This window comes from Caulobacter sp. 602-1 (assembly GCF_003931565.1).
GTDB lineage: Bacteria > Pseudomonadota > Alphaproteobacteria > Caulobacterales > Caulobacteraceae > Caulobacter.
This window is the reverse complement of sequence record NZ_RRYI01000003.1, coordinates 479485-505749: the sequence shown is the minus strand read 5'-3', so window position 1 is coordinate 505749 and position 26265 is coordinate 479485. Positions and strand designations below refer to the sequence as shown.

20 protein-coding genes are annotated in these 26265 nt (G+C 67.5%); 12 read left to right on the top strand and 8 right to left on the bottom strand.

Annotation, left to right across the window (positions count from 1 at the left end):
• Positions 1-4 precede the first annotated feature (4 nt).
• On the bottom strand, positions 5-1579 hold the full coding sequence (locus EIK80_RS11250) for a glycosyltransferase family 39 protein (RefSeq protein WP_125157068.1): 1575 nt from the start codon (positions 1577-1579) through the stop codon (positions 5-7).
• A gap of 187 nt (positions 1580-1766) precedes the next feature.
• On the opposite strand from EIK80_RS11250, the gene EIK80_RS11245 reads away from it, so the two are divergent.
• The 4 genes from EIK80_RS11245 to EIK80_RS11230 all read left to right on the top strand — a co-directional run bounded on the left by EIK80_RS11245 (position 1767) and on the right by EIK80_RS11230 (position 6797).
• The gene (locus tag EIK80_RS11245; protein WP_125157067.1) at positions 1767-4229 is read left to right on the top strand and encodes a TonB-dependent receptor; all 2463 of its coding nucleotides are present in this window, start codon (positions 1767-1769) and stop codon (positions 4227-4229) included.
• 164 nt (positions 4230-4393) lie between these two features.
• Entirely contained in the window at positions 4394-5395 is a 1002-nt protein-coding gene (locus EIK80_RS11240; protein ID WP_125157066.1) for an agmatine deiminase family protein, read from the top strand.
• The gene (gene aguB, locus EIK80_RS11235; protein WP_125157065.1) at positions 5395-6273 is read left to right on the top strand and encodes an N-carbamoylputrescine amidase; all 879 of its coding nucleotides are present in this window, start codon (positions 5395-5397) and stop codon (positions 6271-6273) included. The genes EIK80_RS11240 and aguB overlap by 1 nt, the downstream gene beginning before the upstream one ends.
• A complete protein-coding gene (locus EIK80_RS11230) occupies positions 6270-6797 on the top strand; it encodes a GNAT family N-acetyltransferase (RefSeq protein ID WP_125157064.1) in 528 nt (175 codons plus the stop codon). The genes aguB and EIK80_RS11230 overlap by 4 nt, the downstream gene beginning before the upstream one ends.
• Here EIK80_RS11230 and EIK80_RS11225 read toward each other — a convergent pair.
• Positions 6794-7627 carry a phosphatase PAP2 family protein gene (locus EIK80_RS11225; RefSeq protein ID WP_125157063.1) on the bottom strand — a complete coding sequence of 278 codons (834 nt, stop codon included), beginning with the start codon at positions 7625-7627 and terminating at the stop codon, positions 6794-6796. The genes EIK80_RS11230 and EIK80_RS11225 overlap by 4 nt on opposite strands.
• A 145-nt stretch (positions 7628-7772) precedes the next feature.
• Here EIK80_RS11225 and EIK80_RS11220 point away from each other — a divergent pair, with 145 nt between their 5' ends.
• Positions 7773-9821, top strand: a complete 2049-nt coding sequence (locus EIK80_RS11220; protein ID WP_125157062.1) for a TonB-dependent receptor — start codon at positions 7773-7775, stop codon at positions 9819-9821.
• A 329-nt stretch (positions 9822-10150) separates the two neighbouring features.
• Entirely contained in the window at positions 10151-10960 is an 810-nt protein-coding gene (locus EIK80_RS11215) for a SapC family protein (RefSeq protein WP_125157061.1), read from the top strand.
• Between the two features lie 69 nt (positions 10961-11029).
• On the opposite strand, the gene EIK80_RS11210 is transcribed toward EIK80_RS11215, so the two are convergent.
• Positions 11030-11422 (bottom strand): acyl dehydratase, encoded by a 393-nt coding sequence (locus EIK80_RS11210; protein WP_125157060.1) that lies wholly within the window; start codon positions 11420-11422, stop codon positions 11030-11032.
• A gap of 111 nt (positions 11423-11533) precedes the next feature.
• Between EIK80_RS11210 and EIK80_RS11205 the strand changes: the two genes are divergently transcribed.
• Positions 11534-13687 carry a protein-disulfide reductase DsbD gene (locus EIK80_RS11205; protein ID WP_125157059.1) on the top strand — a complete coding sequence of 718 codons (2154 nt, stop codon included), beginning with the start codon at positions 11534-11536 and terminating at the stop codon, positions 13685-13687.
• Positions 13688-13693: 6 nt separating this feature from the next.
• On the opposite strand, the gene EIK80_RS11200 is transcribed toward EIK80_RS11205, so the two are convergent.
• Together EIK80_RS11200 and EIK80_RS11195 are read right to left on the bottom strand one after the other, a co-directional pair.
• Positions 13694-14425 carry a DUF1353 domain-containing protein gene (locus EIK80_RS11200; RefSeq protein WP_199743449.1) on the bottom strand — a complete coding sequence of 244 codons (732 nt, stop codon included), beginning with the start codon at positions 14423-14425 and terminating at the stop codon, positions 13694-13696.
• 100 nt (positions 14426-14525) lie between these two features.
• Positions 14526-15020: a hypothetical protein gene (locus EIK80_RS11195; RefSeq protein WP_125157058.1), complete on the bottom strand. Its 495-nt coding sequence runs from the start codon at positions 15018-15020 to the stop codon at positions 14526-14528.
• 108 nt (positions 15021-15128) lie between these two features.
• Here EIK80_RS11195 and pgi point away from each other — a divergent pair, with 108 nt between their 5' ends.
• Positions 15129-16748 (top strand): glucose-6-phosphate isomerase, encoded by a 1620-nt coding sequence (pgi, locus tag EIK80_RS11190; protein ID WP_125157057.1) that lies wholly within the window; start codon positions 15129-15131, stop codon positions 16746-16748.
• A 9-nt stretch (positions 16749-16757) separates the two neighbouring features.
• Here pgi and EIK80_RS11185 read toward each other — a convergent pair whose 3' ends face one another.
• Positions 16758-18872: a TonB-dependent siderophore receptor gene (locus EIK80_RS11185; protein WP_125157056.1), complete on the bottom strand. Its 2115-nt coding sequence runs from the start codon at positions 18870-18872 to the stop codon at positions 16758-16760.
• Positions 18873-19074: 202 nt separating this feature from the next.
• Entirely contained in the window at positions 19075-19359 is a 285-nt protein-coding gene (locus tag EIK80_RS11180; protein ID WP_125157055.1) for a hypothetical protein, read from the bottom strand.
• Between the two features lie 1283 nt (positions 19360-20642).
• Between EIK80_RS11180 and EIK80_RS26390 the strand changes: the two genes are divergently transcribed.
• On the top strand, positions 20643-20894 hold the full coding sequence (locus tag EIK80_RS26390; RefSeq protein WP_199743448.1) for a hypothetical protein: 252 nt from the start codon (positions 20643-20645) through the stop codon (positions 20892-20894).
• Positions 20895-20985: 91 nt separating this feature from the next.
• Here EIK80_RS26390 and EIK80_RS11170 read toward each other — a convergent pair whose 3' ends face one another.
• Positions 20986-21918: a hypothetical protein gene (locus EIK80_RS11170; RefSeq protein WP_125157054.1), complete on the bottom strand. Its 933-nt coding sequence runs from the start codon at positions 21916-21918 to the stop codon at positions 20986-20988.
• 449 nt (positions 21919-22367) lie between these two features.
• Between EIK80_RS11170 and hisS the strand changes: the two genes are divergently transcribed.
• The 3 genes from hisS to hisG are packed head-to-tail and all read left to right on the top strand — an operon-like array spanning position 22368 to position 25977.
• Positions 22368-23852: a histidine--tRNA ligase gene (gene hisS / locus EIK80_RS11165; protein ID WP_125157053.1), complete on the top strand. Its 1485-nt coding sequence runs from the start codon at positions 22368-22370 to the stop codon at positions 23850-23852.
• A gap of 2 nt (positions 23853-23854) precedes the next feature.
• Positions 23855-25000, top strand: coding sequence for an ATP phosphoribosyltransferase regulatory subunit (locus EIK80_RS11160; RefSeq protein WP_125157052.1), 1146 nt, complete (start codon positions 23855-23857; stop codon positions 24998-25000).
• Entirely contained in the window at positions 24997-25977 is a 981-nt protein-coding gene (gene hisG / locus EIK80_RS11155) for an ATP phosphoribosyltransferase (RefSeq protein WP_125157051.1), read from the top strand. Before EIK80_RS11160 ends, hisG begins: the two co-directional genes overlap by 4 nt.
• Positions 25978-26265: the final 288 nt, after the last annotated feature.

Below are 26265 nucleotides of genomic sequence, written 5' to 3'. Positions count from 1 at the left end.
GCCGCTACCGAGGCTTCTTCGGCTCCGGCGGCAGGCCCGTCACGGGATCCCGGGGCAGGGGCGCGAAGCCCTCCGCGATGAACAGGTCGATGCGCCGCGAGCGCTTCTTGTCGAGGCGCACGCGGCTGATCTGCATGCCGGAGGTCGCCTTGAAGTCCTGCTCGATCTCGGGCCGGTAGCCGCCTTCCAGGCTGACGATCAGGGCGCGACGGCCGTAAGATGCGTCGAGCGGCGCCTCGGTCTCGGCCTGGTTCTGCGGCTGGGCCTCGTGCACCCACATGCGCAGCGGCGGCGCGCCGGGCTGGCCGAAATAGTCGCGGCCGTAATAGGCGGCGGCGTTGTAGACGAAGCGGTCGTCCATCGCGACGGCGCTGAGCGGGCCGCGCAGGGCCTGCTCCTCGCGCGAGCGCTCGATGATCGCCTGAACGGTCTGATCCCAGCCGCGCACGCGCTTGAAGCCGTTCGACAGGCCCACGGCGTCGGCGGCCTTGGGGTTGACCATGCAGACCATGAAGAAAACGGCGAACAGGGCCTCGAAGACCAGGCCCGCGATCAGCCAGCGGCGGGCGTTCCAGCGCAGCAGCCAACCGGCCGACAGCACGGAGCCGGAGACGAAGGCGGCTCCGGCCCAGTTGGCGTTGGCGCGCGAGACGAAGGCCTCGCCGGCCACGATGATCAGCGGCGGGGCGCAGAAGCACAGCAGCAGAAGATCCGGCGACTGAAGCTTCTTCTTCACGCCCAGCCAGACCGAACCGCCCAGCAGCACGGCGAACGGCACGGGACCGAACACGCCGAACTGGGAGGCCACGAACTCGATCAGCTCACGGAAATTGAACAGCTGGTGCGAACCCCAGTTGGCGTTCGAGGCCGTGTGCTTGACCGTCGCGAAATGGTGGCTGGCGTTCCAGGCGAAGTTCGGGGCCAGGGTCAGGACGAAGGCCGTGACGAACAGCACCGCCGCGGCCGGGCACCAGCGCTTGCGGGCCTCCTTCGAGATGGCGAAGTGGATCACGATGCTGCCCAGGGCGTAGACCGCCGCGTATTTCGACAGGAAGGCCAGGCCCAGGGCCACGCCCATGCCCGCGGCGACGAAGTAGCGGCGCGGCGCGGTCTCCTCGGCCAGGGCGACATAGGCCCAGATCGTCAGCGACAGGAAGAACAGCAGCGGCGCGTCGGTGGCCATCAGGCCCGACGATAGCACCACGCCCGGCATCAGGCTGTAGATCGCCGCCGCGACCAGGCCTGCCCAGCCGCCGTAGAGCTTGCGGGCGATGCGGTGGACCACCAGGGCGGTCGCGCCGTGCAGGAGCGGCGCGGACAGCCGCACCCAGGCTTCGGCGTCGCCGCCGACATGGGTCGTGGCCCAGATCAGCCAGGCGATCATCGGCGGCTTGGAGAAGTAGCCGAACGCCAGCTCGCGCGACCACAGCCAGTACTGAGCTTCGTCCGGGTACAGCTCAAGCGGCGTCGAAAACAGGGCGATCAGTCGCGCCAGCGTGAGCGCGGCGACCATCATCAGCGTCAGGCGCCAGGCGCGGGACTCGATCGAAATTCTCGAAGATTCGTGTGCGGTTGCCATGACGCCTAATTAGCCAAGTAAGAAAAATATGACCAATTCTTCCGCGATATCCGTCCTTTATGACAGTTTGGGAGAGGGCGTGGCCTTTCCGTCACCAAACCTTCTAAAACTTTCGCTAAACGGCCCTCAACGATGCTCATCCATGCCGTCCGCGGCAGGCGTGTCGAATAATGAGGGGATCTTCAAGATGAATATGAGAAATTTCGCCCTGGCGACGACCGCCCTGGTCGGTTGCCTGGTGGCCGCCAATGGCGCCATGGCCCAGTCGACGGGCTCGCAAGCTAACGAAGTCGAAAACGTCGTCGTCACCGCCGCTGGCCAACGCGCTATCGCCGGCCAGATCGTCGAGACGCTGCCGAAGTCGCGCGCCTCGGTGGACGCCGCTTTCCTGGCTTCGCAATCGACCGGCCAGAACGTCTTCCAATCGCTGAACCTGCTCCCCGGCGTCAGCTTTACCAACAACGACCCGTACGGCTCGTCGGGCGGCAACCTGCGCCTGCGTGGCTTCGACGGCAACCGCGTCTCGGTCACCTTCGACGGCGTCCCGCTAAATGATACCGGCAACTACGCCGTGTACCCCAATCAGCAACTGGACGCCGAGCTGATCGACCGCGCCAGCGTGAACCTGGGCACGACCGACGTCGACAGCCCGACCGCTTCGGCCACCGGCGGCACGATCAACTACGTGACCCGCAAGCCGGGCAACGAGTTCGGCGGGATCGCCGACGTGTCGATCGGCGAGAATAACTATCGTCGCGGCTTCCTGATGCTGGACTCGGGTCGCTTCGGCCCGTGGGGCACCAAGGCCTTCGTGGCCGGCTCCTGGCAGAAGTACGACAAGTGGAAGGGCAAGGGCACGCTTGAAAAGAAGCAGTTCAATGCCCGTATCATGCAGGACCTCGGCGACCGCGGCGACTTCATCAGCCTCGCCGCGAACTACAACGAGAACCGCAACAACAACATCCGTTCGCTGACGCTGGCCGACTTCCGCAACTTCGGCAAGAACTACGACTTCGACAGCGTTTGTAACCCGGCCGCCGTCAGCGGCGTCGTCGTTCCAGGCAACTGCTCCAACTACTATGGTCGTCAGGTCAACCCGTCGAACACCGGCAGCATCCGTGGCTCGGCCTTGTTCCACCTGGCCGACAACGTTCGCCTGACCGTCGACCCCTCGTTCCAATATACCCTGGCCGACGGCGGATCGCAGTTGGGCACGATCTCGGAGACCGACGGTCGCGTGCGCGGGACGAGTGGGCTTGCCGGCAAGGACCTGAATGGCGACGGCGATATCGCCGACACGGTCGCGTTCTTCGCGCCGAGCGTCACCAACACCCGCCGCTACAGCGTCACCAGCTCGCTGATCTGGGATCTGAATGACGATCACCGTATCCGCGTGGCCTACACCGGCGACTACGGTCGTCACCGTCAAACCGGCGAGTTCACGACGCTGGACGCCCAAGGCAACACGACCAACGTGTTCGGCGGCAAGGACGGCCACGGCGTCAAGGTCGCCACGGCTGACGGCAGCTTCCTGCGCAACCGCGACCGCTTCTCGATCGCCCAGCTGAATCAGGCCGCGGCAGAATATCGCGGCAAGTTCATGGATAGCCGCCTGATCGTGAACCTCGGCGTCCGCGCGCCCTTCTTCAAGCGCGAGCTGAACCAGTACTGCTACACTCTGAACGCCTCTTCGCTGGCTGGTGTGGTCTCGGGCTTCAACGTCAGCTGCACCACCCAAACGCCGGTCGTCACCAACGCCGACGGCAGCGTCCAGTTCGTCACCGGCACGGCTGCGAACCTGAAGTACATCAAGCCGTACAGCTCCACCCTGAAGTACGACAAAGTTCTGCCGAACGCGGGTGTCAGCTACGATCTCGGCGCCGGCAGCACCGTCTACGCCAGCTACGCGGAGGGCTTCTCCTCGCCGCGTACCGACAACCTATACACCGCCACTCTGGTGAACGGTAAGGGCGAGCCGGCCGACACCCGCCCGGAAACCACCAAGACCTACGATCTGGGCTATCGCTTCTCCAGCCCGACCCTGATGGCCACGGCCGCTCTGTGGAAGACGGACTACGCCAACCGCATCGTGCAATCGTACGATCCGGACCTTGGCATCAGCATCGACCGCAACGTCGGCGCAGTGAAGGCCTATGGCTTTGACTCTCAAGCCGCCTGGCAACCGGAAGAGTATCTGACGGTCACCGCTTCGTTCTCGTACAACAAGAGCGAAATTCAGCAGGACCTCGTGAATGGCGCCGCCGCCGGCAACGTGATCCCGCTGAAGGGCAAGCAGATCGTCGAAACCCCGAAGTACACCTTCGGTGGCCGCGTCGATTGGGACATCACCGAGGCTCTGAGCGTTGGCGTTCAAGGCAAGTACACCGGTCAGCGCTTCTCGACCGACGTGAATGACGAAGTTGCTCCGCGCTACACTGTGTGGGACCTCGAACTGCGTTACGATCTGCCGTTCGCCAAGAGCACGTACGCTCAGCTGAACGTGAACAACCTGTTCAATGAAACCTACTTCGGTTCGATCAGCTCGCGCACCAACGCGCTGCCGATCGCCGGCGTGACCGGCACCGGCGCTCCGACCTACTATATCGGCTCGCCGCGTACCGTGCAGTTCACCCTGCGCACCGAGTTCTAGGGACTAGGCGCTGGGAACAGCGAAAGATTGGACGAGGGCGGCCCGATCGGGCCGCCCTTTTTCTTTGTCACGTAGGTTTGCTAACTAGGCGGCGCTTGACCTCGGGCTTCCGAGGGGCCATCTGCGCCCCCTTTCGTTTTTCCCCGTCTCCATTGGGCCTTCGAATGACCGTCACCGTCCCCGCCGAATGGGCTCCGCACCGCGCCATGTGGGTGGGTTTTCCCAGCCACGCCGAGCTGTGGCAGGAAGACCTGGAGCAGGCCCAGCAGGAAGTGGCCGACCTGGCCCGCGCCCTGGCCGGCCCGGGCGGCGAGCGCGTGCGCCTGATGGTCGTCGGCGACGAGGCCGAGGCCGCCGCCCGCGCCCTGCTCTCCGACACCACGGTCGAGATCGTCCGCGGTCAGTTCGGCGACATCTGGCTGCGCGACACCGGTCCGATCTTCGTCGACCGCAACGGCTCGGCTTCCGCGGCCGGCTTCCAGTTCAACGGGTGGGGCGGCAAGTACAGCCTGGAGGGCGACGACATTGTCGCCGAGCAGATCGCCGCCGCCTCGGGCGCGCCGCTGGTCCGCAACACCTTCATCCTCGAGGGCGGCGCCCTCGACCACGACGGCCTGGGCACGATCCTGACCACGCGCCAGTGTCTGCTGAACGCCAACCGCAACACCGGCTGGAGCGAGGCCTCGGCGACGACCGCGCTCGCCGACGCGCTCGGCGCCAAGAAGGTGCTGTGGCTGGGCGATGGCCTGCTGAACGACCACACCGACGGCCACGTCGACAACCTGGCCCGCTTCGTCGCGCCGGGCGTCGTCGCCTGCCCGATGGCGTACGGCGCCAACGATCCGAACGCCGAGGTCTATGCCGAGACCGCCAGGCTGCTGGCCGGCATGACCGACAGCCGCGGCTCGCCGCTGCAGGTCGTCCGCATCCCGTCGCCCGGCCTGATCCTGGACGAGGATGGCGAGCCCATCCCGGCCTCGCACATGAACTTCCTGATCGCCAACGAGGCGGTCATCGTGCCGATCTACGCCGAGGAGTCGGGCGCCTTCGCCGTCGAGGTGATCAAGGGCGTGTTCCCGGAGCGTCAGGTCATCGGCCTGCCGTCCACCGCCATCTTGACCGGCGGCGGTTCGTTCCACTGCATCAGCCAGCAGGAGCCCGTCTAATGGCCCGCACGCTCAGCGTCGCCGCGATCCAGACCGCCTACGGCATGGACCTGCAGGCCAATATCAGGAAGACGGAAGCCTTCATCCGGGAAGCCGCCGCCAAGGGCGCGCAGGTCATCCTGCCGTCCGAGCTGTTCCAGGGCCCGTACTTCTGCGTCGCCCAGGAGGAGCGCTGGTTCGCCGAGGCGCATCCGTGGCGCGAGCACCCGGTGGTGAAGGCCATCGCGCCGCTGGCCGGCGAGCTGGGCGTGGTGATTCCGATCTCGATCTTCGAGCGCGAGGGGCCGCACTATTTCAACAGCCTGGTCATGGCCGACGCTGACGGTTCGCTGCTGGGCGTCTATCGCAAGAGCCATATCCCCGACGGTCCGGGCTATATGGAGAAGTACTACTTCCGGCCCGGCGACACCGGCTTCAAGGTCTGGGACACGCGCTTCGGCCGGCTTGGCGTCGGCATCTGCTGGGACCAGTGGTATCCGGAGGCCGCCCGGGCCATGGCCCTGATGGGCGCCGAGGCCCTGTTCTATCCGACCGCCATCGGCAGCGAGCCGCATGACGCGAGCCTGGACACCGCCCTGCCTTGGCGGCGGGCCATGCAGGGCCACGCGGTCTCAAACGTGATCCCGGTGGTCGGCGCCAACCGCATCGGCTTCGAGCCGTGGGACGGCTATCCGAACGGCGGCCAGACCTTCTACGGCTCGTCGTTCATCGCCGACCATCGCGGCGACCTGGTCTCGGAACTGGGACGCGCCGACGAGGGCCTGGTCAACGCCACCTTCGACCTGGACTTCCTGACGACCCACCGCGCCGCCTGGGGCTTCTTCCGTGATCGTCGCCCGGAGTTCTATGCCGCCCTGGCCACCGGCCGCCCGGCGTGATCGCGACCGACCGCCTGGTCCTGCGCCCGGCGGTCGACGCCGACCGCGACGCCATCGCCGCGCTCAACGCCCATCCTCGGGTGGGAGAGTGGCTGGGCGGCGTGCGCGACCGCGCCGAGAGCGACGCCTTCGTCGACCGCGTCCAGGCGCATCAGGCCGAGCACGGCTTCGGCTTCTGGGTGGTCGAACGCCCGGCGGACGCGCGCGTCGTGGGCATGACGGGCATCTGGTGGGTTCCGGAAGAGATGGCCATGGGCCGGATCGTCGAGATCGGCTGGCGGTTTCTTCCAGACGCCTGGGGCCAAGGCTACGCCACCGAGGCGGCCAAGGGGGCGCTCGCCCACGGCTTCGAGGCCTTGGGGCTGCCCGAGATCATCGCCTTCACCGCGCGCGCGAACCTGGCGTCCCAGAGCGTCATGCGTCGGATCGGCATGAGCCATGATCCGACGCGCGACTTCGATCATCCCGGCCTGGCGGAGGACCACCCCCTCCGTCCGCACGTCGTCTACGTCGCCAGACCCTAGCCCACGCAGCCCGTCGGCGCGCCCTTGGCCTTCGACGCCGCCACTTCCGCCCGCGCCTTGGCCAGATCGTCCATGAAGCCCGGATCGTCGTGCAGGCGCGTCACCAGCGCCGAGCCCAGGTAGCGCCCGGCCTCGACATCGCTCTGGAAGTGGACGCCGCAGACAATGCGGCTGTCGCCGAACGCCTTGCCGCGCGCCAGGATCGGGCTGGCCTTTTCCGGCACGAGCTCGGCGATCACCGAGGCCCAGGCCCAGCCGATCAGGCCATGGCCCGAGGGGTAGGAGCCGTCCGTGTTGATCCAGGCCTCGCGCGGCGCGCAGATCGGCGCGGTGTTGCCGACCGGCGGGCGGGGACGCTGATAGATCGACTTGGCCGGCTGGTAGATCTTGGCCGCATCGTCGGTGAGGCGCAGCAGCATGTTGGCCAGGGTCGGGGTCGCTTCGGCGCTGAGCGTGACGCCGGCCGCGCATGAGAAGGCCTTCATGCCGTTCTTGCCCGATAGATCCGCGTCGGCGATCGCCTGGCTCCAGGCATCGGTATTGGCCAGCTTGCGGGTCTCGTCGAACTGGGCGCGCTCGGCCTTGGCGCGCGCGCTGTCAGGGGCCGGCGGCGGGCCGATGATGGTCGCCGCGTCGATCGCGCCGGCGGGCAGGTAGCCGGGGGGCGGCTTCACCCAGCCGGCCGAGGGCGCGGTGGTGGCGACTTGCGCCGACCCTGGCGTCGCCGCCGCCGCGCCGTGCGGGAAGGGATTGGGCAGGCCGTCGATGGCCGAACAACCCGCCAGGGCCAGGCCCAGGGCGGCGGCGACGATGAGCGAAAAACGGGTCATCGGGTGCATCCGTATGGTCATTCGCCCACAGAGCGGCGGGAAAGTCGCGCGTCAAGCGAAAGCGGATTGACGAATAGATATGTTATTTCATAACACTTCTTGCGGCCGCTCCCCCGGCCAAGTTTCAGTCGTTTCAGGACCGCCCATGCTCCGTCGCGTCGCCTTCTCCGCCGCGAGCCTCATCGCGCTCGCCGCCGCCGTTTCCGCCCACGCCGAGGCTCCGGCCGCCGCGACGCCGCCTTCGGAAAGCGACCAGGCGGCCAATCAGGTCGACAAGGTCGTCATCACCGCCGCGCCCTATGCGGTGTCGCTGGACACGGTGACCAGCAGCGTCAACATCGTCACCCGCGACCAGCTGGACGTCGCCCCGCCCGCCGGCCTGGGCGACATGCTGAACGGCCAGCCGGGCCTGCGCTCGACCTTCTACGGCCCCGGCGCCAGCCGCCCGGTGATCCGTGGCCTGTCGGGCCCGCGCGTGATGGTGCTGCAGAACGGCGTCGGCCAGGTCGACGCCTCGTCCCTGTCGCCCGACCACGCGGTGGCCTCCGATCCGGGCGAGGCCTCGCGGGTTGAGGTGCTGCGCGGTCCCTCGACCCTGGCCTATGGCGGCTCGGGCATCGGCGGCGTCGTGAATATCATCGACGACCGGGTGCCGTCGTCGGCCCCGGCCAACGGCTTCGAAGGGCGCCTGGCCGGCTCGGTCTCTTCGGTCGATGACGGCAAGTCGATCAACGGCTCGGCCAAGTTCGGCAAGGGCCCGCTGGTGTTCGCCATCGACGCCGATCACCGGGAGAGCAGCGACTACGACGTCCCGACCGCCCCGGTCTCGGCCCGTCTGGCCAAGGCCGAAGGCCTGACCGTCGATCCCGACAAGACGGTCAAGAACAGCGACGTCGAGGTCGACGCCTATGGCGCCGGTGTCAGCTATGTTCACGACAGCGGCTTTTTCGGCGTCTCGGTCAAGAAGATCGATACGACCTACGGCGTGCCCTACGAGCAGATCCTGGCCCCGATCGATCCGGACGCCGAAGGCCCGGTGTCCATCCACCTGCAGCAGACCCGCTATGACGTGCGCGGGGAGCAAGACGTCGATCTGGGCCCGTTCGACAAGGTCCGGCTGTCGGTCGGCCACGCCAAGTACGAGCACGCCGAGATCGGCGTCGACAGCGGCGAGGTCGGCACCCGCTTCCTGTCCGACGGCACCGAAGGCCGAGTCGAGCTGGTGCAGAAGGAGCGCGACGGCTGGCAGGGCGCGGTGGGCTTCCAGGCCCTGAAGCGCCACTTCGAGGCCATCGGCGACGAGGCCTTCGTGCCCTCGACCGACATCAAGGAATACGGCGTCTTCACCCTGCAGCGCCTGGACAAGGGCGCCTGGGGCGTCGACGCGGGGCTGCGCTTCGACAGCCGGCAACTGAAGACCAGCTTCGCCGACAAGACCTTCGACAATGTCTCGGCCTCGCTGGGCGTGTTCTACAAGCCGGCCGAGCACCAGTTCGTGGCCCTGACCGTGTCGCGCAACGGCCGCGCGCCGACCGAGGCCGAGCTGTTCGCCGACGGCCCGCACCCGGGCACCGGCGGCTATGAGGTCGGCGACGCCGACCTGAAGTCCGAGAAGGTGGTCTCGGTCGAGGCGACATATCGCTACACCGGCGATCGCCTGCGCGCCGAAGCCCACCTGTGGGGCGCCCAGTACGACGGCTTCATCGAGGAAGCCCGCACGGGCGCCGTCGAGGACGGCCTGCCGGTGTTCCAGTACAGCCAGACCGACGCCAAGTTCCACGGCGCCGAGGCCGAGGCCTCCTACGTCGCCTGGCGTAGCGGCGAGCGGTCGCTGAAGCTGGAAGGCTCTTACGACTGGGTGCGCGGCTCGACCGATCTGGGCGTGCCGGCCCGCGTGCCGCCGTGGGCCGTCACCGGCCGCGCCATCTGGAGCACCGCGCGTCTCGAGGTTCAGGGCGAGGTCCGCCGCGTGGCCAGCCAGAACCGCGTCGCCGTCTTCGAGCTGCCTACCGACAGCTACACCCAGGTCAACGCCATGGTGACCTACAAGCCGATCGCCGACTCCGGCCTTCGCGTGTTCATCGACGGCCGCAACCTGACCAACGAGACCATCCGCGAGCACGTCTCGTTCCTGAAGGACTTCGCGCCCTCGCCGGGCCGATCGGTTCGCGCCGGTTTCGCCTGGCGCTTCTGATCCTCGAAGCGTCCCGGGCGGCGAAGCCGCTCACACGTTCGCCTGGCGCTTCCAGCCCAGCCGAAGAGCGGGCCTCTCAGCCAGCCCCCAGAGAGGTTCCGCCGTGGTCCGGAGCCTGGCGCCTTGCGCCGGGCTCCGGATAGCGTCTCGCTCCGCGAGGCGGATATCAAGCTTAACCGCTCCCGCGCCCGGTGAATAACGGTCGTCGCGTGTCGCCATGACCGCGGTCCAGATTGCCGGTTCTCCTCGGATCGGCTAGAACGCCGGACCCTTTGCGGTCGTCTTGAAGCGTTCGAGCGTCCGTTTCTTATTTTGTCGCAGAGCTCTTCATGGAAACGACCCAGTCCGCCGGCCAGATCTCCGGCAACGTCCTGTTCTACAATTCGCCGGAGCCGCTGAACCGCGAACAGCACGCCAAGCTGGCCCTGGTCCATAAGGACAAGCCGTACGCCTTCGCCGCCGCCGGCACCGCCGTGCCGCTGACCGTCTCGGAATTCGGTCCGGCCGCCCTGACCTTCCCGGTGATCTTCGCCGGCGAGGACCGCGTGCCGCTGGCCGTGATGGGCCTGAACAACGCCGAGAACCTGTTCATCAGCGCCGACGGTTCGGTCGAGCCGAACGTCTATATCCCGGCCTATATCCGCCGCTATCCGTTCGTCCTGGCCAATGACGACACGCAGGACCGCCTGATCGTCTGCATCGACCGTGGTTCGGAGCTGCTGAGCGAGCAAGGCCAGACCCCCCTGTTCGACGCCAAGGGCGAGCCGACCGAATACACCCAGCAGTGCATCAAATTCTGCGATGATTTCGAGCTGGAGCGTCGCCGCACCGACTCGTTCATCGCCCTGCTGAAGGAGCTGGACCTGTTCGAGCTGAAGAAGGCCACCTTCCAGCCGCAGGATGAAACCGGCGCCGCCGCCGGCGAACCGGTCACCGTCGCCGAATACTACGGCGTCTCGGAAGAGAAGCTGAACAAGCTGTCGGCTGAAAAGCTGAAGGAGCTGCAGGAAAACGGCGCGCTGGCCCAGATCTACGCGCATCTGGTGTCGCTGCTCGGCTGGGACCGTCTGGTCAACAAGACCATGATGCGTCAGGTCGAAGCCGAGACCGCCGCCGCGGCCGCCGCGAACCTGAACTAAGGTTCGGCGAACGCTGAAGACAAGAGGGCGGCGGGGCTTCGGCTCCGCCGCCCTTTTTCTTGGCTGAAACTACCGCGCGAAGATGCTGCGGGTCAGGCAGGAAAAGACCAGGCGGCCGGCCTCGTCGAGCAGGTCGTGCTGGGCGATGACGATGCCCTTGCCCTCGCCGACAGGGTCCTTGCCCATCACGGTCATGCGACCGCGCAGCAGCTCGCCGACCGGCGGGTTACGCATCCAGCGCAGCGCGTCGACGCCCAGGCGCTTGGTCTGCGGCCAGGCGGCGCTGGCCTCGGTGTCGAGTCGCGTCCAGATCGCGAAGACCATGCCGTCCGGCGCGCCATTCTCGACCGGCCAGCCGGGGGTGAAGGCGGCGATGAAGGCGTCCAGCGCCTTGCCGTCCACGGCCCGCGAGCCCAGGTTCACGACCTGGCCGATCTCGATGTCGTCGAACGCGGCGGGCATGGGTCTCTCCGGGTGATTCCGTATTCGACTGTCGGCTGCGTCTTCGCCATTGTCGAGCCGGCTAGGCCGGGCCATGTGTTCGTCCGCAGACTTTTCCTCCCGGACCCGCGCATGTTCCTCAAGAGAGCCGTCCTCGCCCTGCAAGCCTTGCTGGCCGCGAGTCTTCTGGCCGGCGCCGCCCTGGCCGGGCCGGTGGTCAATTCCGGGCATATCCAGTCCGAGCTGGTCGCCCAGGAGACGGGAATCGCGCCGGGTGGCACGGTCTATGTGGCCCTGCGCCAGAAGATCATTCCCGGCTGGCACACCTATTGGCGCAATCCGGGCGACGCGGGCGAGGCGACCAAGATCACCTGGACCCTTCCGGCCGGCTGGAAGGCCGGCGACATGGTCTGGCCGACTCCGAAGACCGCCAGGCTGGGTCCGTTGCTGGACTACGCCTATGAGGGCGAGGTCTTTATACCCGTGCCAATCACCGCGGCGGCGAACGCCCAGGTCGGGACGACGATCAGCCTGACCGCCGACGTCTTCTATCTGGTCTGCGAGCAGGTCTGCGTCCCGGAGGAGGCCAAGCTATCCCTGTTGTTGCCGGTGGTGGCGGCGCCCGCCGCAGATCCCAAGTGGGGGCCGGTCGTCGGCGAGGTGCTGGCCAAGGCCCCCAAGCCGGCGGGCCTGAAGGCGGTGTTCAAGCTGGATGGTCAGACCCTGAAACTGGCTGTCACCGGCGGCCCGCTGAGGGGCGCCGACATGGCCGGGGCCTATTTCTTTCCCTATTCGCCCAAGGTCATCGAGCACGCCGCCGACCAGGTCGTCGATCGCGGTCCGGAGGGCCTGACCCTGTCGCTGAAGCCGGGCTACGACTTCGTCGGCGGCGGGACCGCGCCGACCGAGATGGCCGGGGTCATCGCGACCCAGGCCGGGGCCTGGGAGATCACCGCGACGCCGGGCGAGCCGCCGGCGACCGCCGCGGGGATGGGGCCGCCCCCCGCCGAGAAGGCCGCCGCCGACGGCAAGGCCTCGGGCGGACTGGCGGGCGCGCTGCTGTTCGCCTTCGTCGGCGGGCTGATCCTGAACCTGATGCCGTGCGTCTTCCCGGTGCTGTCGATGAAGGCGGCCAGCCTGGCCGGCCATGCCCACGACGCCGGCAAGGCCCGCCTGCAGGGGCTGGTGTTCCTGCTGGGCGTCGTCTCGACCTTCCTGGCCCTGGCCGGCCTGCTGCTGGTGGTGCGGGCCGGCGGCGCGGCGGTGGGCTGGGGCTTCCAGCTGCAGTCGCCGTTGGTCATCGCGGGCTTGAGCCTGCTGATGCTGCTGGTCGCCCTGAACATGTCGGGCGTCTTCGAGATCGGGACCTCGGTGCAGAACGTCGGCTCGAGCGCCTCGGCCCAGGGCGGGGCCACCGGGGCGTTCTTCACCGGCGCCCTGGCCGTCGTCGTGGCCGCGCCCTGCACCGCGCCGTTCATGGCCGGCGCCCTGGGCTACGCCCTGACCCAGCCGCCGGTCGTGGCGCTGGCGGTGTTCCTGGCCCTGGCTCTGGGCTTCGCCGCCCCGTTCGTGGCGGTGGCCTTCATCCCGGGTCTCCTGAAGCTGCTGCCGCGTCCCGGCGCCTGGATGGACGTGCTGAAGAAGGGGCTGGCGTTCCCGATGTACGGCGCGGCCCTGTGGCTGGCCTGGGTGTTCGCCCAGCAGTCGGGTCCGATCGCCCTGGGCCAACTGCTGGCCGCCGGCGTCCTGGCCGCCTTCGGCGCCTGGCTCCATGGCGTCGCCCAGAACCGCCGCGCGGCGGGCAAGGGGGGAATGGTCTCGACGATCATCGCCTTGCTCGCCGTGGCCGGCGCCATCGCCCTGGCCGCTTCCGGCGCTCTGGCCGCCCAGCCGCCGCGCGCCGCCGGCGCCGGTGAGGCCGCGCCCTCGGGGCCTGGCCTGACCGCGGAAGCCTGGTCGCCGGAGAAGGTGAAGGCGCTGCAGGCCGAGGGGCGGCCGATCCTGGTCGACTTCACCGCCGCCTGGTGCGTGACCTGTCAGGTCAACGAAAAGGTCGCCCTCTCCGGTTCGAAGGTCGCCGAGGCCTTCAAGGCTCGGAACGCCGTCTATCTGAAGGCCGACTGGACCAATCGCGACCCGATCATCGCCAAGGCCCTGGCCGAGTTCGACCGGGTCGGCGTGCCGCTCTACGTGGTCTATCCAAAGGGGGGCGGCGCGCCGGTCATCCTGCCCCAGTTGCTGACCGAGGGCCTGGTGATCGAGGCGATCGAGAAGGCGGGGGCCTGAAGCGTCCTACTTCTTCTTGTCGTTTCCGAACGGCAGCCTGTCCTTGACCTTGTCCAGCGGGGTCTTGGTGACGACCACCGGCGGCGGGATCACCGGCGCGGCGGTCTTGATCGGGTAGGCGCGCCAGCCGGTCTGGATCAGGGCGCCGAACCCCTGGCACTTGGGCAGGTATCGGACCATGCCGGTGCGCGGCTTGGCGAACGGGGCCGGCTGCACGAGATCCTGGCGCTTGGGATCGACAAAGCGCCAGTCGGTCGGCAGGCCGTAGCCCTTTTCGCCGCCCAGCCGCACCGCCTGATAGGCGAGATTGGCCTGGAAGGGCGTGACGCCGTATTTCAGCATCGCCCGCAGGAAGATCTGGTCGGCCTCCTCGCGCTTGCCCGGCTCGCCGATCGTGTAGAGCCAGTCGTGGACGATGGCGGCGCGGGCCGTCGGTCCCTGCGGATCGACGAAGCCCTGGCCGTACCAGGGCACGCTGGCGAAGTCGGTGACGTACCAGCGCGGCACCACGATCACCTTGCCCGTCTCGACGTCGCAATAGGGGAACTCGGCGTCCAGGGTGAACAGCTTGCGGCCGTCCTTGGTCTGGTTGAACAGCATGATCGGCTGCGGCGTCAGCGAGCTGGGAAGCACCGGCGCTACGACCGGCACGAAAACGGTGGTGTTCGTCTCGCTGGCGCAGGCGGCGAGGAGCAGTCCGGAGCCGAGGACGGCGGCGAGGGTCTTGGTGCGGGACATCGAGCCGGGGAGAGCAGGGAGGATCAGGGCGACTTCTGAGCGCCCGGCGGTCAACTATCAAGCGACCGTGGCGAAGTTTCGACCCTTGGGCCGCCAGCTCCTAGGCGGCGGGTTGGGGCGGGGCGGTGATCACTTCGACATTGTCGTTCAGCAGATAGACCATGTCGCGCAGGGCCAGGTCCTGGGCCTTGATCGTCGTGGCCGCGCCGACGGCGGCGAGCTTCTCGGGCAGATCCTGGCTGATGCCGCGCAGGATGCATTTGAGATCGTCGACCGCGCCGCGTTCCTTGAGGGTCACATGGCCCTTCATGTCCAGCGCCGAGAGGTCGGCGATCCGGGTGGAAAAGGCGTCGAAGCGCTTCAGTTTCGGGGCGTTCCCCGCCGGGTCGGCCTTGGCCAGCGCCTGGCGATAGGCCTCGGTCTCGGCCTTCAGCTGCCTGGCGCGCTTGACGATGTCGAGGAACAGCGGCTCGCCGGCCACGGACTGCGGGGCGGCCGGCTGCTGCAGCACCGCCGGAGTCGGTCCAGCGGCCTGCCCCGGATTGAACGAAGCCATCCAGAGCATGGCGGAAAAGGCGACGGCGTCACAGGACATGGGGACTCCCGCAAAAAACGTCATTGGTCTGCCATGACGTGGCGGCAGGCGTTTGATAAGCCCGGTTTCGTAAACGCCGATTTACCACGTTCGAAAGAAGGACTGCTCATGGCCGATCTCGACGCCGCCTGGACCCGCCTGGAAACCGCCGCCAAGGCCGCTGGCGAACAGCGCATCGTCGACTTCTTCGCGGCCGAGCCGGACCGCCTGGATCTCCTGACCCTGGACGTCGCCGGCCTGCACCTGGATCTGTCCAAGCAGGCCTGGGACGAGGCCGGTCTGGAGGCCGCCCTCGATCTGGCCCACGCGGCCGATGTCGAAGGCGCCCGGGCTCGGATGTTCGGCGGCGAGGCGATCAATTCGTCGGAGGGGCGCGCCGTGCTGCACACCGCCTTGCGGGCTCCGGCCGACTCCGACTTCAAGGCCCTGGGCCAGCCGGTGATGGCCGAGGTCGAGGCCGTCCGCCAGCGGATGAAGGCCTTCGCCGAGGCCGTCCGCTCGGGCCAGATCAAGGGCGCGACCGGCAAGCCGTTCAAGGCGATCCTGCATATCGGCATCGGCGGGTCGGACCTGGGGCCGCGGCTGCTGTGGGACGCCCTGCGGCCCGTCAAGCCGAGCATCGACCTGCGCTTCATCGCCAATGTCGACGGCGCCGAGTTCGCCCTGACCACGGCCGACATGGACCCGGAAGAGACCCTGGTCATCGTGGTCTCCAAGACCTTCACGACGCAGGAGACCCTGGCCAACGCCGGCGCCGCGCGCGCCTGGCTGGTCGAGGCCCTGGGCGAACAGGGCGCCAATCAGCACCTGGCCGCCATCTCGACCGCGCTGGACAAGACCGCCGCCTTCGGCGTTCCCGACGAGCGGGTGTTCGGCTTCTGGGACTGGGTCGGCGGCCGCTATTCGCTGTGGTCGTCGGTCAGCCTGTCGGTGGCCGTCGCGGCCGGATGGGACGCGTTCCAGGGCTTCCTGGACGGCGGCGCGGCCATGGACGCCCACTTCCGTTCCGCGCCGCTGGACAGGAACGCGCCGGTGCTGGTGGCCCTGGCCCAGATCTTCAATCGCAATGGCCTGGACCGCCGCGCCCGCTCTGTCGTGCCCTATTCGCACCGCCTGCGCCGCCTGGCGTCGTTCCTGCAGCAGCTGGAGATGGAGTCGAACGGCAAGTCGGTCGGTCCCGATGGCCAGCCCGCCCGACGCGGCACGGCCACGGTGGTGTTCGGCGACGAGGGGACGAACGTCCAGCACGCCTATTTCCAGTGCATGCACCAGGGGACCGACATCACGCCGATGGAGCTGATCGGCGTCGCAAGGTCCGACGAGGGGCCGGCCGGCATGCACGAGAAGCTGCTGTCGAACCTGCTGGCCCAGGCCGAGGCCTTCATGGTCGGTCGGACCACGGAGGATGTCGTCGCCGAGCTGACGGCCAAGGGCGTGCCGGAGGCGCAGATCGCCACCCTGGCCCCGCAGCGGACCTTCGCCGGCAACCGGCCCTCGACCCTGCTGCTGCTGGAGCGCCTGACGCCCCAGACCTTCGGCGCCCTGATCGCCCTCTACGAGCACAAGACCTTCGTCGAAGGCGTGATCTGGGGGATCAACAGCTTCGACCAGTGGGGCGTCGAGCTGGGCAAGGTGATGGCGAACCGCATCCTGCCCGAGCTGGAGAGCGGAACGACGGGCCAGCACGACCCGTCGACCACGGCCTTGATCCGGCGGCTGAAGAAGTAGCCGCCGCCGCTAGAACGTCTTCCTCACCCGCAGGCTGACGAAGGTCCGCGGGTTGATGGCGCGGTCCTCGACATAGGCCACGGCCCGTTCCGGCGCGCGGTTGGCGAACACCGTGCGACGGATGGTGAAGTCGTCCCAGAGGTTCAGCTGGGCGCGGATCGCCAGGGTCGGGGTCGGCTTGTATTCGGTGAAGAGCTCGTAGTAGTTCGCGCCGCGCCAGACGTTGGTCTGGTCGACGTCGTAGGTGCCCTGGCCCAGCAGCGGCAGCCAGTTGATCCCCCACTGGATGCGATGCCTGGGCAGGTCCTGCTGGAAGCCGATATTGGCCTGGGTCGGGCGCACCTGGGTGATCGGACGATCCTTGCCGGTCGTCGGATCCTTCACATGGGTCTCGTTCCAGTCGTTCTTGAACGTGAACCGGCCGCCTTTGATACCCAGCTTGTCGGTCGGCACCACGATGTTCAGCGACAGGCGGTCCAGGGTGCCGTCGCCGATATTGCCGGTGGCCGACAGGTTGTCCGGCAGCGGCAGGCGGTCGATCACGCCGATGATCTCGTCGTGGCGATAGGTGATCGAGACGACGCCCTCGCCCCAGAAGCGGCGCTCGTAGCCGATCTCGCTGATCCAGCGCTGCTCGGGCTTGAGGTCGACATTGCCGCCATAGACGGTCTCGTCCTCCAGGTCCGACGAGGCGGCGAAGTCCTCGAAGTCCAGCTGGCCCAGCTCGCGCTCGAACCGCACGCGCAACTGGTTGTTGGCCACCGGCGTCCAGGTCGCCAGGAAGCGGGGCTTGGCGTAGAAGAAGCTCTTCTCGTTGCTGGCGTCGCCCGACTGCTTGATCGTCGACTTCTCCAGCCGCAGGCCGCCTTCCAGCGTCAGCTTGGGGTTCACCCGCCAGGTGGCCTTGGTGAAGGCCTCGCCGCGCAGCTCCTCGACCTTGACCGAGGCGCTGGGCAGGGGCACCGGGGTTCCGCCGACCGAATAGGCCTGCTTCACGTCCAGCATGTTGTAAGCGACTTCCGCCCCGGCCTCGATCGTGATGGCCTTGTTGTAGTCGTGGCGCAGCAGGCCGCGCAGGATCGACTCGGAGTCGTCGCCGTCGGCGGTGAAGCGCTGCTGCGGATTGGCCGCGCCGTTCAGGGTCTCGTCGCTGGTCGAGGCGTTGTCGAAGTTCTCGAACGAGTACATCGCCCGGGTCTCGAGGATCCAGCGGGGCGCCAGGGGGCGGGTGTAGGTCAGGCCCAGCTCGCCCGAATGGCTCTCCTCGGCATAGTCGCTGCGGCGCAGGGCGACGGGCGAGCTCAGCTGCTGCCACTGCTGCCAGTCGTTGACGCCGAAGCGGGCCGTGGTCTCCAGCTTGCCGCCCTTGAACGGGGTCGACAGGTTGCCGCGCACCGAGCGCCCGCCGCCATAGCCGTCGTTGAGGAATTTCTCGTCGCGGATCAGCTTGCCGGTCCCGTCGTGGCGCACATTGGTGCCCGGGCCGTTGCTGTCGCTGCTGCCCATGCCGTCGCTGAGCGTCACGCTCCAGGTCTTGTCGCCATTGGTGGCGGTGAACTGGTAGCTGCCGCCGTAGATGTCGTGGCCGCCGTCGAACAGCATGGCGTTCCAGGTCAGGATCGACTGCCGGCTGACGCCCTTCTTCAGGATCACGTTCACGATCACCGAATAGCCCTGCATGTCGACGCCCGGGGCGCCGCCGCGGATCAGCTCGATGCGCTCGACCCGGTTGGCCGGGATGCGGCCCAGCACGTTGGAGCTGGTGTCGTTCTTCGAGGCCGGGCGGTCGCCGTTGATCAGGATATTGCCGACCGCGCCCTCGAAGCCGCGCGTCCCGGCGCCGTCGTTGATGATGAAGCCCGGCACCCGGTTGACCATGTCCTGGGCGGTGTTCGGACGCTGGGCGGCGAAGAACTCCGGCTGGAACACCAGCACCCCGCGCTGGCTGGCGTCGTCCAGCGGCGCCTTGTCGGTCGGGCCCGTCGGGACCGGGTTCTGGGCGGCTTCCTGTGTCGCCGTGGGGCCGGTGGGCGCGGTGGTCGCCTTGTCGGCGTCGCCGGCGTGAGCCGCACTGGCGATGCACAGCATGGCCGCGGTGGCCATCAGCATGGTCTTGGTCATCAACGGTTCCCCTCAGTACGGGAAGCTGTGACGGCGTAGGATCTTCATCTCAAGTTACAAGACCGAAAGGTGCATTACTTCGCGGTTATATTACAGCGCGTTCATCTTTCTATACCGGCGGCCCGTGGGGATAAATCTGGCCGCGCCCCGTGTTCCACTTAAGAAATCATTTACAGGACGGGGGCGGCTCGAGACTGAACGGCGATTACTTGGCCCGTTGGCGCGCCTCGGTCGCCAGGCGATCCAGCACCGGCGTGCGGCTGGGGGCCAGCAGCTCGGCCCGGCCCTCGGCGAAGATCCGCCGGTTCTCGGCGCAGGTCGCCCGCATGATCGCCAGCTCCGCCGGCGGGACCTTGTCGGCCAGCGCCTCGGTCTCGCGCTCGGCCTGGGCCGTGATCCGCTCCAGGTCGTCATAGAAGTCGAGCAGCGACCGGGTGCGCGAGACGACGTGACGGGGGCGCTTGCGACGCGGGGGCTTGGACTTGGGCATGGGGTTCTCCTGTCTCTTGCTGCTCCGCCCCTTGCGGGGGCGGACGACCGCGCGGCGGTCAGGTGGGGGCAAGGGGGATCGGCTTCACGCGGCCGGGCCGCTGAAGGCGTGTGGGGAGGCGACGGAGCGGCCGGGCGAACCCGGGGACCGTGAGGTTTGTTTTTGTTTCGGCTCGCTGACCGCTCCGCCAGGCTGTTCTTGCCCGTGAGGTCGGGAGGCGTGAGCGTTGTCTGCTCGGGTCCCCGTTTACCCCCGGACGGGCGCGGACCAAGTCGATCGGCTACATCCGTCTCGACCCCGACGATCCACGATAGGCGGCTTATACGATCACCGCCCTGTCGATCCGCTGATGGCTTTGGCCGCGGAGACTGCCCGTTCGCCAGCCGATCCGCCTAAAGAGTACGGACGGGGCGACTTTCGAGCCTCCGGGAACCGCCAGCGGCCCCGCTCAACCTACCCCCGCCGCCGTATTGGGCCGGATCCAAACGCCCTCCCCCGCGACGGGGATGGCTTTGATTATCGCGGTGGATTCAACGCGGATCATTCAGCGGCGCGTAAAATCGACAAGTCTTTGATTTCGTGGGGTTCGATGTCGCGAACGCCGGGGATAGAGCCCCCTCAATCCCCGTAGATCCTCCCCCGCGTTGCGGGGGAGGTGGCCCAGAGGGCCGGAGGGGGCCAGCTGGACCTATGCCGCGCTAGCCCCCTCAGTCGCTTCGCGACAGCTCCCCCGCATCGCGGGGGAGCATCTGGGGTGCCCGCCCTCTTCCGCCCCTCGCCGCCGCCCGACCCCCGAGGTCGGAGCCATCCTTACATCTCACGGCGAGACGATCGCAGGGCTGTAGGGGTTGCTCAAGGACGACGCTGCGCGTCGCCGCGCGCGGCCGCCGGAGGCGGTCCTTGACCAACCCCTACAGCCCTGCACGCTGCAGCCTCCAAGAGATTTAAGGATCGCCCCGACCAAGGTCGGCTGGCGACGGGCGCGGAAAGCCGCCGGAAGTCTCCGCGCTCCTCCCCCTCTTGGGGGAGGGGGACCGGCGAACGCCGGTGGAGGGGGCTGGCGCCCCGCGCCGCCTCGCCACCCCACCCTCGTCATTCCCGCCCTCGTGGCGGGAACCCCTCTGTCCGCCGCAGGTGCGGAGATGTGGCGGGCCAGCCCGCCAAGGCGTCTCACGTGTCAGCTCAACCAGAGGTTCCCGCCACAAGGGGGGGGAGGGGGGCTACCTACGGACACGTTTTGGCATTGTCATCTCAGAGGCTGGTTAACCATAGGAGGAAACCCAATGGGTGGTACCAAGCGACTGATGGAAGAGCGCGAGGAAGACGAGTCCTATGGCACAGGCCTGCTTGTGAATGCTGGCGCGGCGAAGCGTTGTGAAGTTCACGGGTATCTTCTGGACAGGGAAGACTCGGGTGCCGCCGAGGAAGTTGTCGAGGAGTTTGCGGAAGAGCGCGGGCGTGATGAGGCTGAAGAGCGTGTGAAAGCGGCGCTAGCGAATGCGGGGATGGAGTGTCCCGGCTGTCATCGTAAATAGAGCTTCTGAAGCTGCGTAATTATTGTTCCGTTACGCCGCAGAGCTTGAAGTTGGTGCGGCGATTTTCTCGCCGCACCTTTATAAGAATTCGTTATTTTGCCTCGATGTGGGGGGCAATTTGTTTCGGAACGAGTGCTGCAATGGCCTGTTGGGCTTTCAAGCCGCCGACTGATCCATCGGAAAATTTTGAACTCAGATATTTCGGCAGCTTTTCGGGTAGATATGTCTTGCGAACCCAGGAGCGAAATTCAGGTAAAGCCTCATCGGGATATACCCAGGCATCTTGTGGATTTGATAGGGCTTGTGGGAAATTTGAAGGATAATAGTGTGGTACTTTTGTGCGCGGCCCATAGACGTTATCTAGATTTCCATTTGACCAATGTCGCCCCCAATGCTGGCCAAGGCTAATATCTGGGATAAACTTGTCGCCGAGCTCAACGCCTTGCTTGATGAGCACTACGATAATGTCGGAAATCTCTTTGAATACGCTGAAATACCCATCGGGAACCTGATGGTAATTTAGTGTTACTCGGTCGTGGAATTGTTTCCAGGCAACTTTCGAGGTGCCATCCGGATTGTAGCCTACTTGAGCGTATACAAAATCGTTGAACCCTTTGCGGGCCAAAACGCGGTAACTATTTGCTGCATGGTCGTTCTCGCCTCGGGCCTCGAAGGCGTAATACTCTAGTACTGCCATGCAGACCGGTCCGGGAACGATGTGATGGATCGTTCCGGCTCGGGAAACGGCATGAAAGGCTACGCTGTCATCTACGCCTTGAACGCGGACGAGTTCGCGGATTTTTGCTTCGCGTGGCTTAAGCGGGGAGGCGTCCCAATCATTTGTGATGCGAACGATCTGTGAGTGATCGACGCCACACATCGCGGCTAGGCCGCGAAGATTGAGGTATGGTGTGCCATCGGAAAGCACTCCCATACCTACGCCATTAATTTCCTGCTCTACGGCGACCTCAAGACGAAGCTCGAGCTGCGTCTCGCCGGTGTTGAGTGATGAAAAATTTGTCATATTGTCCTTTGAATTCAGTTGCTTGAGGTGGTGTTCAACTGAACTGGACGAGGGTATAACCCGACGATAGGTTGGGCTTGCGAAATACGACTGCCCAGTTCAGGATGCAGGGGTTGCAAGGTTGCGACTCTGGCATCCTGAAAACCTTACCAAAAATCGTTGTTATGCTCAAGTTGCCCGTCGGTTTGACGTGCAAGAGCTTGTTGCTTTGAGCTGAGCGTTGTGAAGGCGTGCATACCCCTTCCCCCACCGCCCCTCATCCGCTACACCCCCACCCGCAATGACCCGCCCGCCGCACCATCACGGCCGCCACCACCATCCGACCTCGCCTCGCGGGATCGGCCGGGTCCGCGCGCTCTAAGCCGAGCGACCCAGCCAGAGCCCCGCCTAGCGGATGGGGCTTAAGCGCAAGCGCCATCCGTCGAAGCCTTGAAGACTAAGGACCGACGATGACCGACGACTCTGTGAACACCCCGCAAGACTTCCGCCCCGAGGCCCGCGCGCCGCGCGGCTTCGCCGACAAGCGCGCCCGGGACCTGCGGGCCGAGCGGGCGATCCTGGAGGCGGTGTCGGCGGTCTATGAGCGCTACGGCTTCGAGGCCCTGGACACCGGGGCGTTCGAATATGCCGACGCCCTGGGCAAGTTCCTGCCCGACAGCGACCGACCCAACGAGGGCGTGTTCGCGCTGCAGGACGACGACGATCAGTGGATGGCGCTGCGGTATGATCTGACCGCGCCGCTGGCCCGGTTCGCGGCCCAGCACTGGGAGACCCTGCCCAAGCCGTTCCGCCGCTACGCCTTCGGGCCGGTGTGGCGCAACGAGAAGCCGGGGCCGGGGCGCTTCCGCCAGTTCATCCAGTGCGACGCCGACACGGTGGGCTCGGCCCGTCCGGAGGCCGACGCCGAGATCATCGCCATGGCGGTCGAGGGGCTGGAGGCGGCCGGCCTGCCGCGCGGGGCGGCGGTGCTGAAGATCAACAATCGCAAGCTGCTGAACGGCCTGCTGACCTCCGCGGGGGCGGAAAGCGCCGGCCAGAAGCTGGCCGTGCTGCGCGCGGTCGACAAGCTGGACCGCCTGGGCGTCGAGGGCGTGCGCCTGCTGCTGGGCGAGGGACGCCTGGACGAGAGCGGCGACTTCACCAAGGGCGCGGGGCTGAAGGGCAAGGCGGTCGACTCGGTGCTGGACTTCGTCCAGGCCGGGGCGGGCGGTCGTTCGGCGACCCTGGACAATATCGCCAAGGTGATCGGCGGCTCGGCCGAGGGCGACGAGGGCCTCCTGGAGCTGTCGCGGATCGACGCGGCCCTGACCAGCCTGGGGATCGCCGACGACCAGGCCTTCATCGATCCGTCGATCGTCCGGGGGCTGGAATACTATACCGGCGCGGTGTTCGAGGCCGAGCTCTTGCTGCAGACCACGGACGAGAAGGGCAACAAGGTCTCGTTCGGCTCGATCGGCGGCGGCGGACGCTATGACGACCTGGTGGCGCGGTTCACCGGCGCCGTGACGCCGGCGACGGGCTTCTCGTTCGGCGTCACCCGCCTGGCGGCGGCGCTGCGGGCGGCCGGACGCGAGCCGGGCGGCGCGGCGCGCGGCCCGGTGGTGGTGATCGCGTTCGACCAGGCGCACATGGGCGAGTACTTCTCCGTGGTCGGACAGTTGCGCGGGGCGGGCATTGCGGCCGAGGTCTATCTGGGGACCTCGGGCATGAAGCCGCAGATGAAATACGCCGACCGCCGGGGCGCGCCGGCCGTGGTCATGCTGGGCGGGGACGAGATCGCCGCCGGCACCGTGACCATCAAGGACCTCGACGCCGGCCGCCAAGCCGCCCAGGGCCTGGCCGACAACGCCGCCTGGAAGGCCGAGCGTCCGGGCCAGCAGACCATTCCGCGCGATCAGCTGGTCGCCGCGGTCCGCAAGATCATCGAGGGCTAGTGATGAGGCTCGAGCGTTCCATTCCGGCGGAGGCGCTCGACGCCATCCGCGCGCCGCTGCTGGCCGCCGGCGCGGCCCTGACCGACGCCCCGGTGCTGCAGCCCCTGGGCCTGCTGCTGGACCTGACCGGCGAGGCCATGCGCTCGCGGCTGTTCGTCGTTTCCGGCGACGGCGGCGAGGAGGCCTGCCTGCGCCCGGACTTCACCGTCGCCGTGGCCCGCCAGCACTTCGAGAACGGCGGCCAGCCCGCGCGTCGCCGCTACGAGGGCAAGGCCTTCCGCGTCGCCCCGCGCGGCTCGGACCGGGCCGAAGAGTTCCTGCAGATCGGCGTCGAGGCCTTCGAGACCGGCGACCCCGTGGCCGCCGACGCCGAGATCGCCGCCTTGGCCTGGGCGTCTTCCGCCGCTGGCGGACGCTCGGACCTGTCCCTGATCCTCGGCGACGTGTCGCTGTTCGCCGCCTTCGTCGACAGCCTGGACCTGGCGCCGCCCCTGGCCGCCCGGCTCAAGCGCGCCTTCGCCAAGCCGCGCCAGCTGAAGGCCGAGCTGGACGGCGACTCGTCGGCCCTCTCCAGCGAGCAATCGCGCATCGCCTCCCTGCTGGCCGGCCTGCCCGAGACCGAGGCGTCGGCCGTGCTGCAGGAGCTGTGGTCCCTGGCCGGGATCGAGCCCGTCGGCGGTCGGCGTCCGGCGGAGATCGCCCACCGCCTGGTCGAGCGCGCCGAGGCCGCCAAGGCCGGTCGTCTGGACGCGGCGCAGGCCGACAAGGTCCGCGCCTTCCTGGCCGTCTCGGATCGTCCGGACGCGGCGCTGGACGCCATCGCGTCCCTGGCGGGGCCCCATGACGGGAGCCTGAAGGCCGCTATCGCCGCCTGGCGCGCGCGCCTGTCGGGCATGGTCGAACGCGGCGTCCCGCTGGACCGGGTCACCCTGGCCGCCGCCTTCGGCCGGGCCTTCGGCTATTACGACGGCTATCTGTTCGAGGTGCATTCGGCCGCGCTGGGCGCCGAGCGGCCCGTAGCCGCTGGCGGCCGCTATGACGGACTGCCCCTAAAACTAGGAATGGCCAAGCTGGGCGTCTCCACCAACACCGGCGCGGTGGGCTGCATGGTCCGTCCGGCGCGCGCCTATGCGGGAGGCGGCGAATGAGCGCCCCCCAAGAGAAGAACGAGCCGATGATCTTCGCCATCCCTTCGAAAGGCCGCCTGAAGGACCAGGTCGAGGCCTGGCTGGCCGACTGCGGTTTCCGGCTGGAGATGACCGGCGGCGCGCGCGGCTATTCGGCCGAGCTGGCCGGCCTGCCGGGCGTCTCGGTGCGTCTGCTGTCGGCGGGCGACATCGCCGCCGGCCTCGACAGCGGCGACCTGCACCTGGGCGTCACGGGCGAGGACCTGCTGCGCGAGCGCGGCGACGACATGGACAGCCGGGTCATGCTGCTGCGGGCCCTGGGCTTCGGCCGCGCCGACCTCGTCGTGACCGCGCCCAAGAACTGGCTGGACGTCGACACCATGGCCGATGTCGACGAGGTCGGGCACCTGCACCTGGCCAAGACCGGCCGCCGCCTGCGCGTGGCGACCAAGTACGTCACCCAGACCCGCGCCTTCTTCGCCCGCCACGGCGTCGCCGACTACCGCATCGTCGAGAGCAGCGGCGCCACCGAGGGGGCGCCCGCCGCCGGCGCGGCCGAGCTGGTGGTCGACATCACCACCACCGGCGCGACCCTGGCCGCCAACGGCCTGAAGATCCTGTCGGACGGCGTGATCCTCAAGAGCCAGGCCCAGCTGACCGCCTCGCTGATCGCGGCGTGGTCGCCGTCGCAGCTGGACAGCCTGAAGCGGCTGCTGGCCGTGGTCGAGGCCAAGGGCCGGGCCGGCAAGCTGGCCGCGCTGGTGTGGCCGGCCGAGCAGGACGCGGCGGGCCAGGCGGCCGTGGCCGACTTCGTCGCCAGGGGCGGTTCGCGCCGGGCCAACGGCGCCCTGCTGGCGACCGCCGACCTGTTCGACGCCGCCGCCGCTCTGGCCGCCGCCGGGGTCGAGCCGGTCACCGTGTCGCGTCCGGACTATGTGTTCGAGTCGCGCTCGGCCGTGCTGGATCGGTTCGTTGACGTACTCAAAAGTCAGTTTTGACGAAACTGTAAAAATAGAACATCGATTCACGGCGTAAAATCGACTTTCCGGTCCAAACTACGTCGCTCGCGTCAAAAATTCGGCGAAACCTTTGCGAAAAAGGGATTTGCCGCGTTGACACCGTCATGAATTTGACGTTTCTAGACGATGCAAGGACGAAACGAGCCCAACAGAGAGCTCCCGTTCTTCGGCGTTTCGGGGAGGAAACGCCCGCCTAGATCGAATGATCGAGAAAATAGCCAGCCCGTCGCGATTATCCCCCGCGGCGGGTTTGGTGTATCTGGGCCC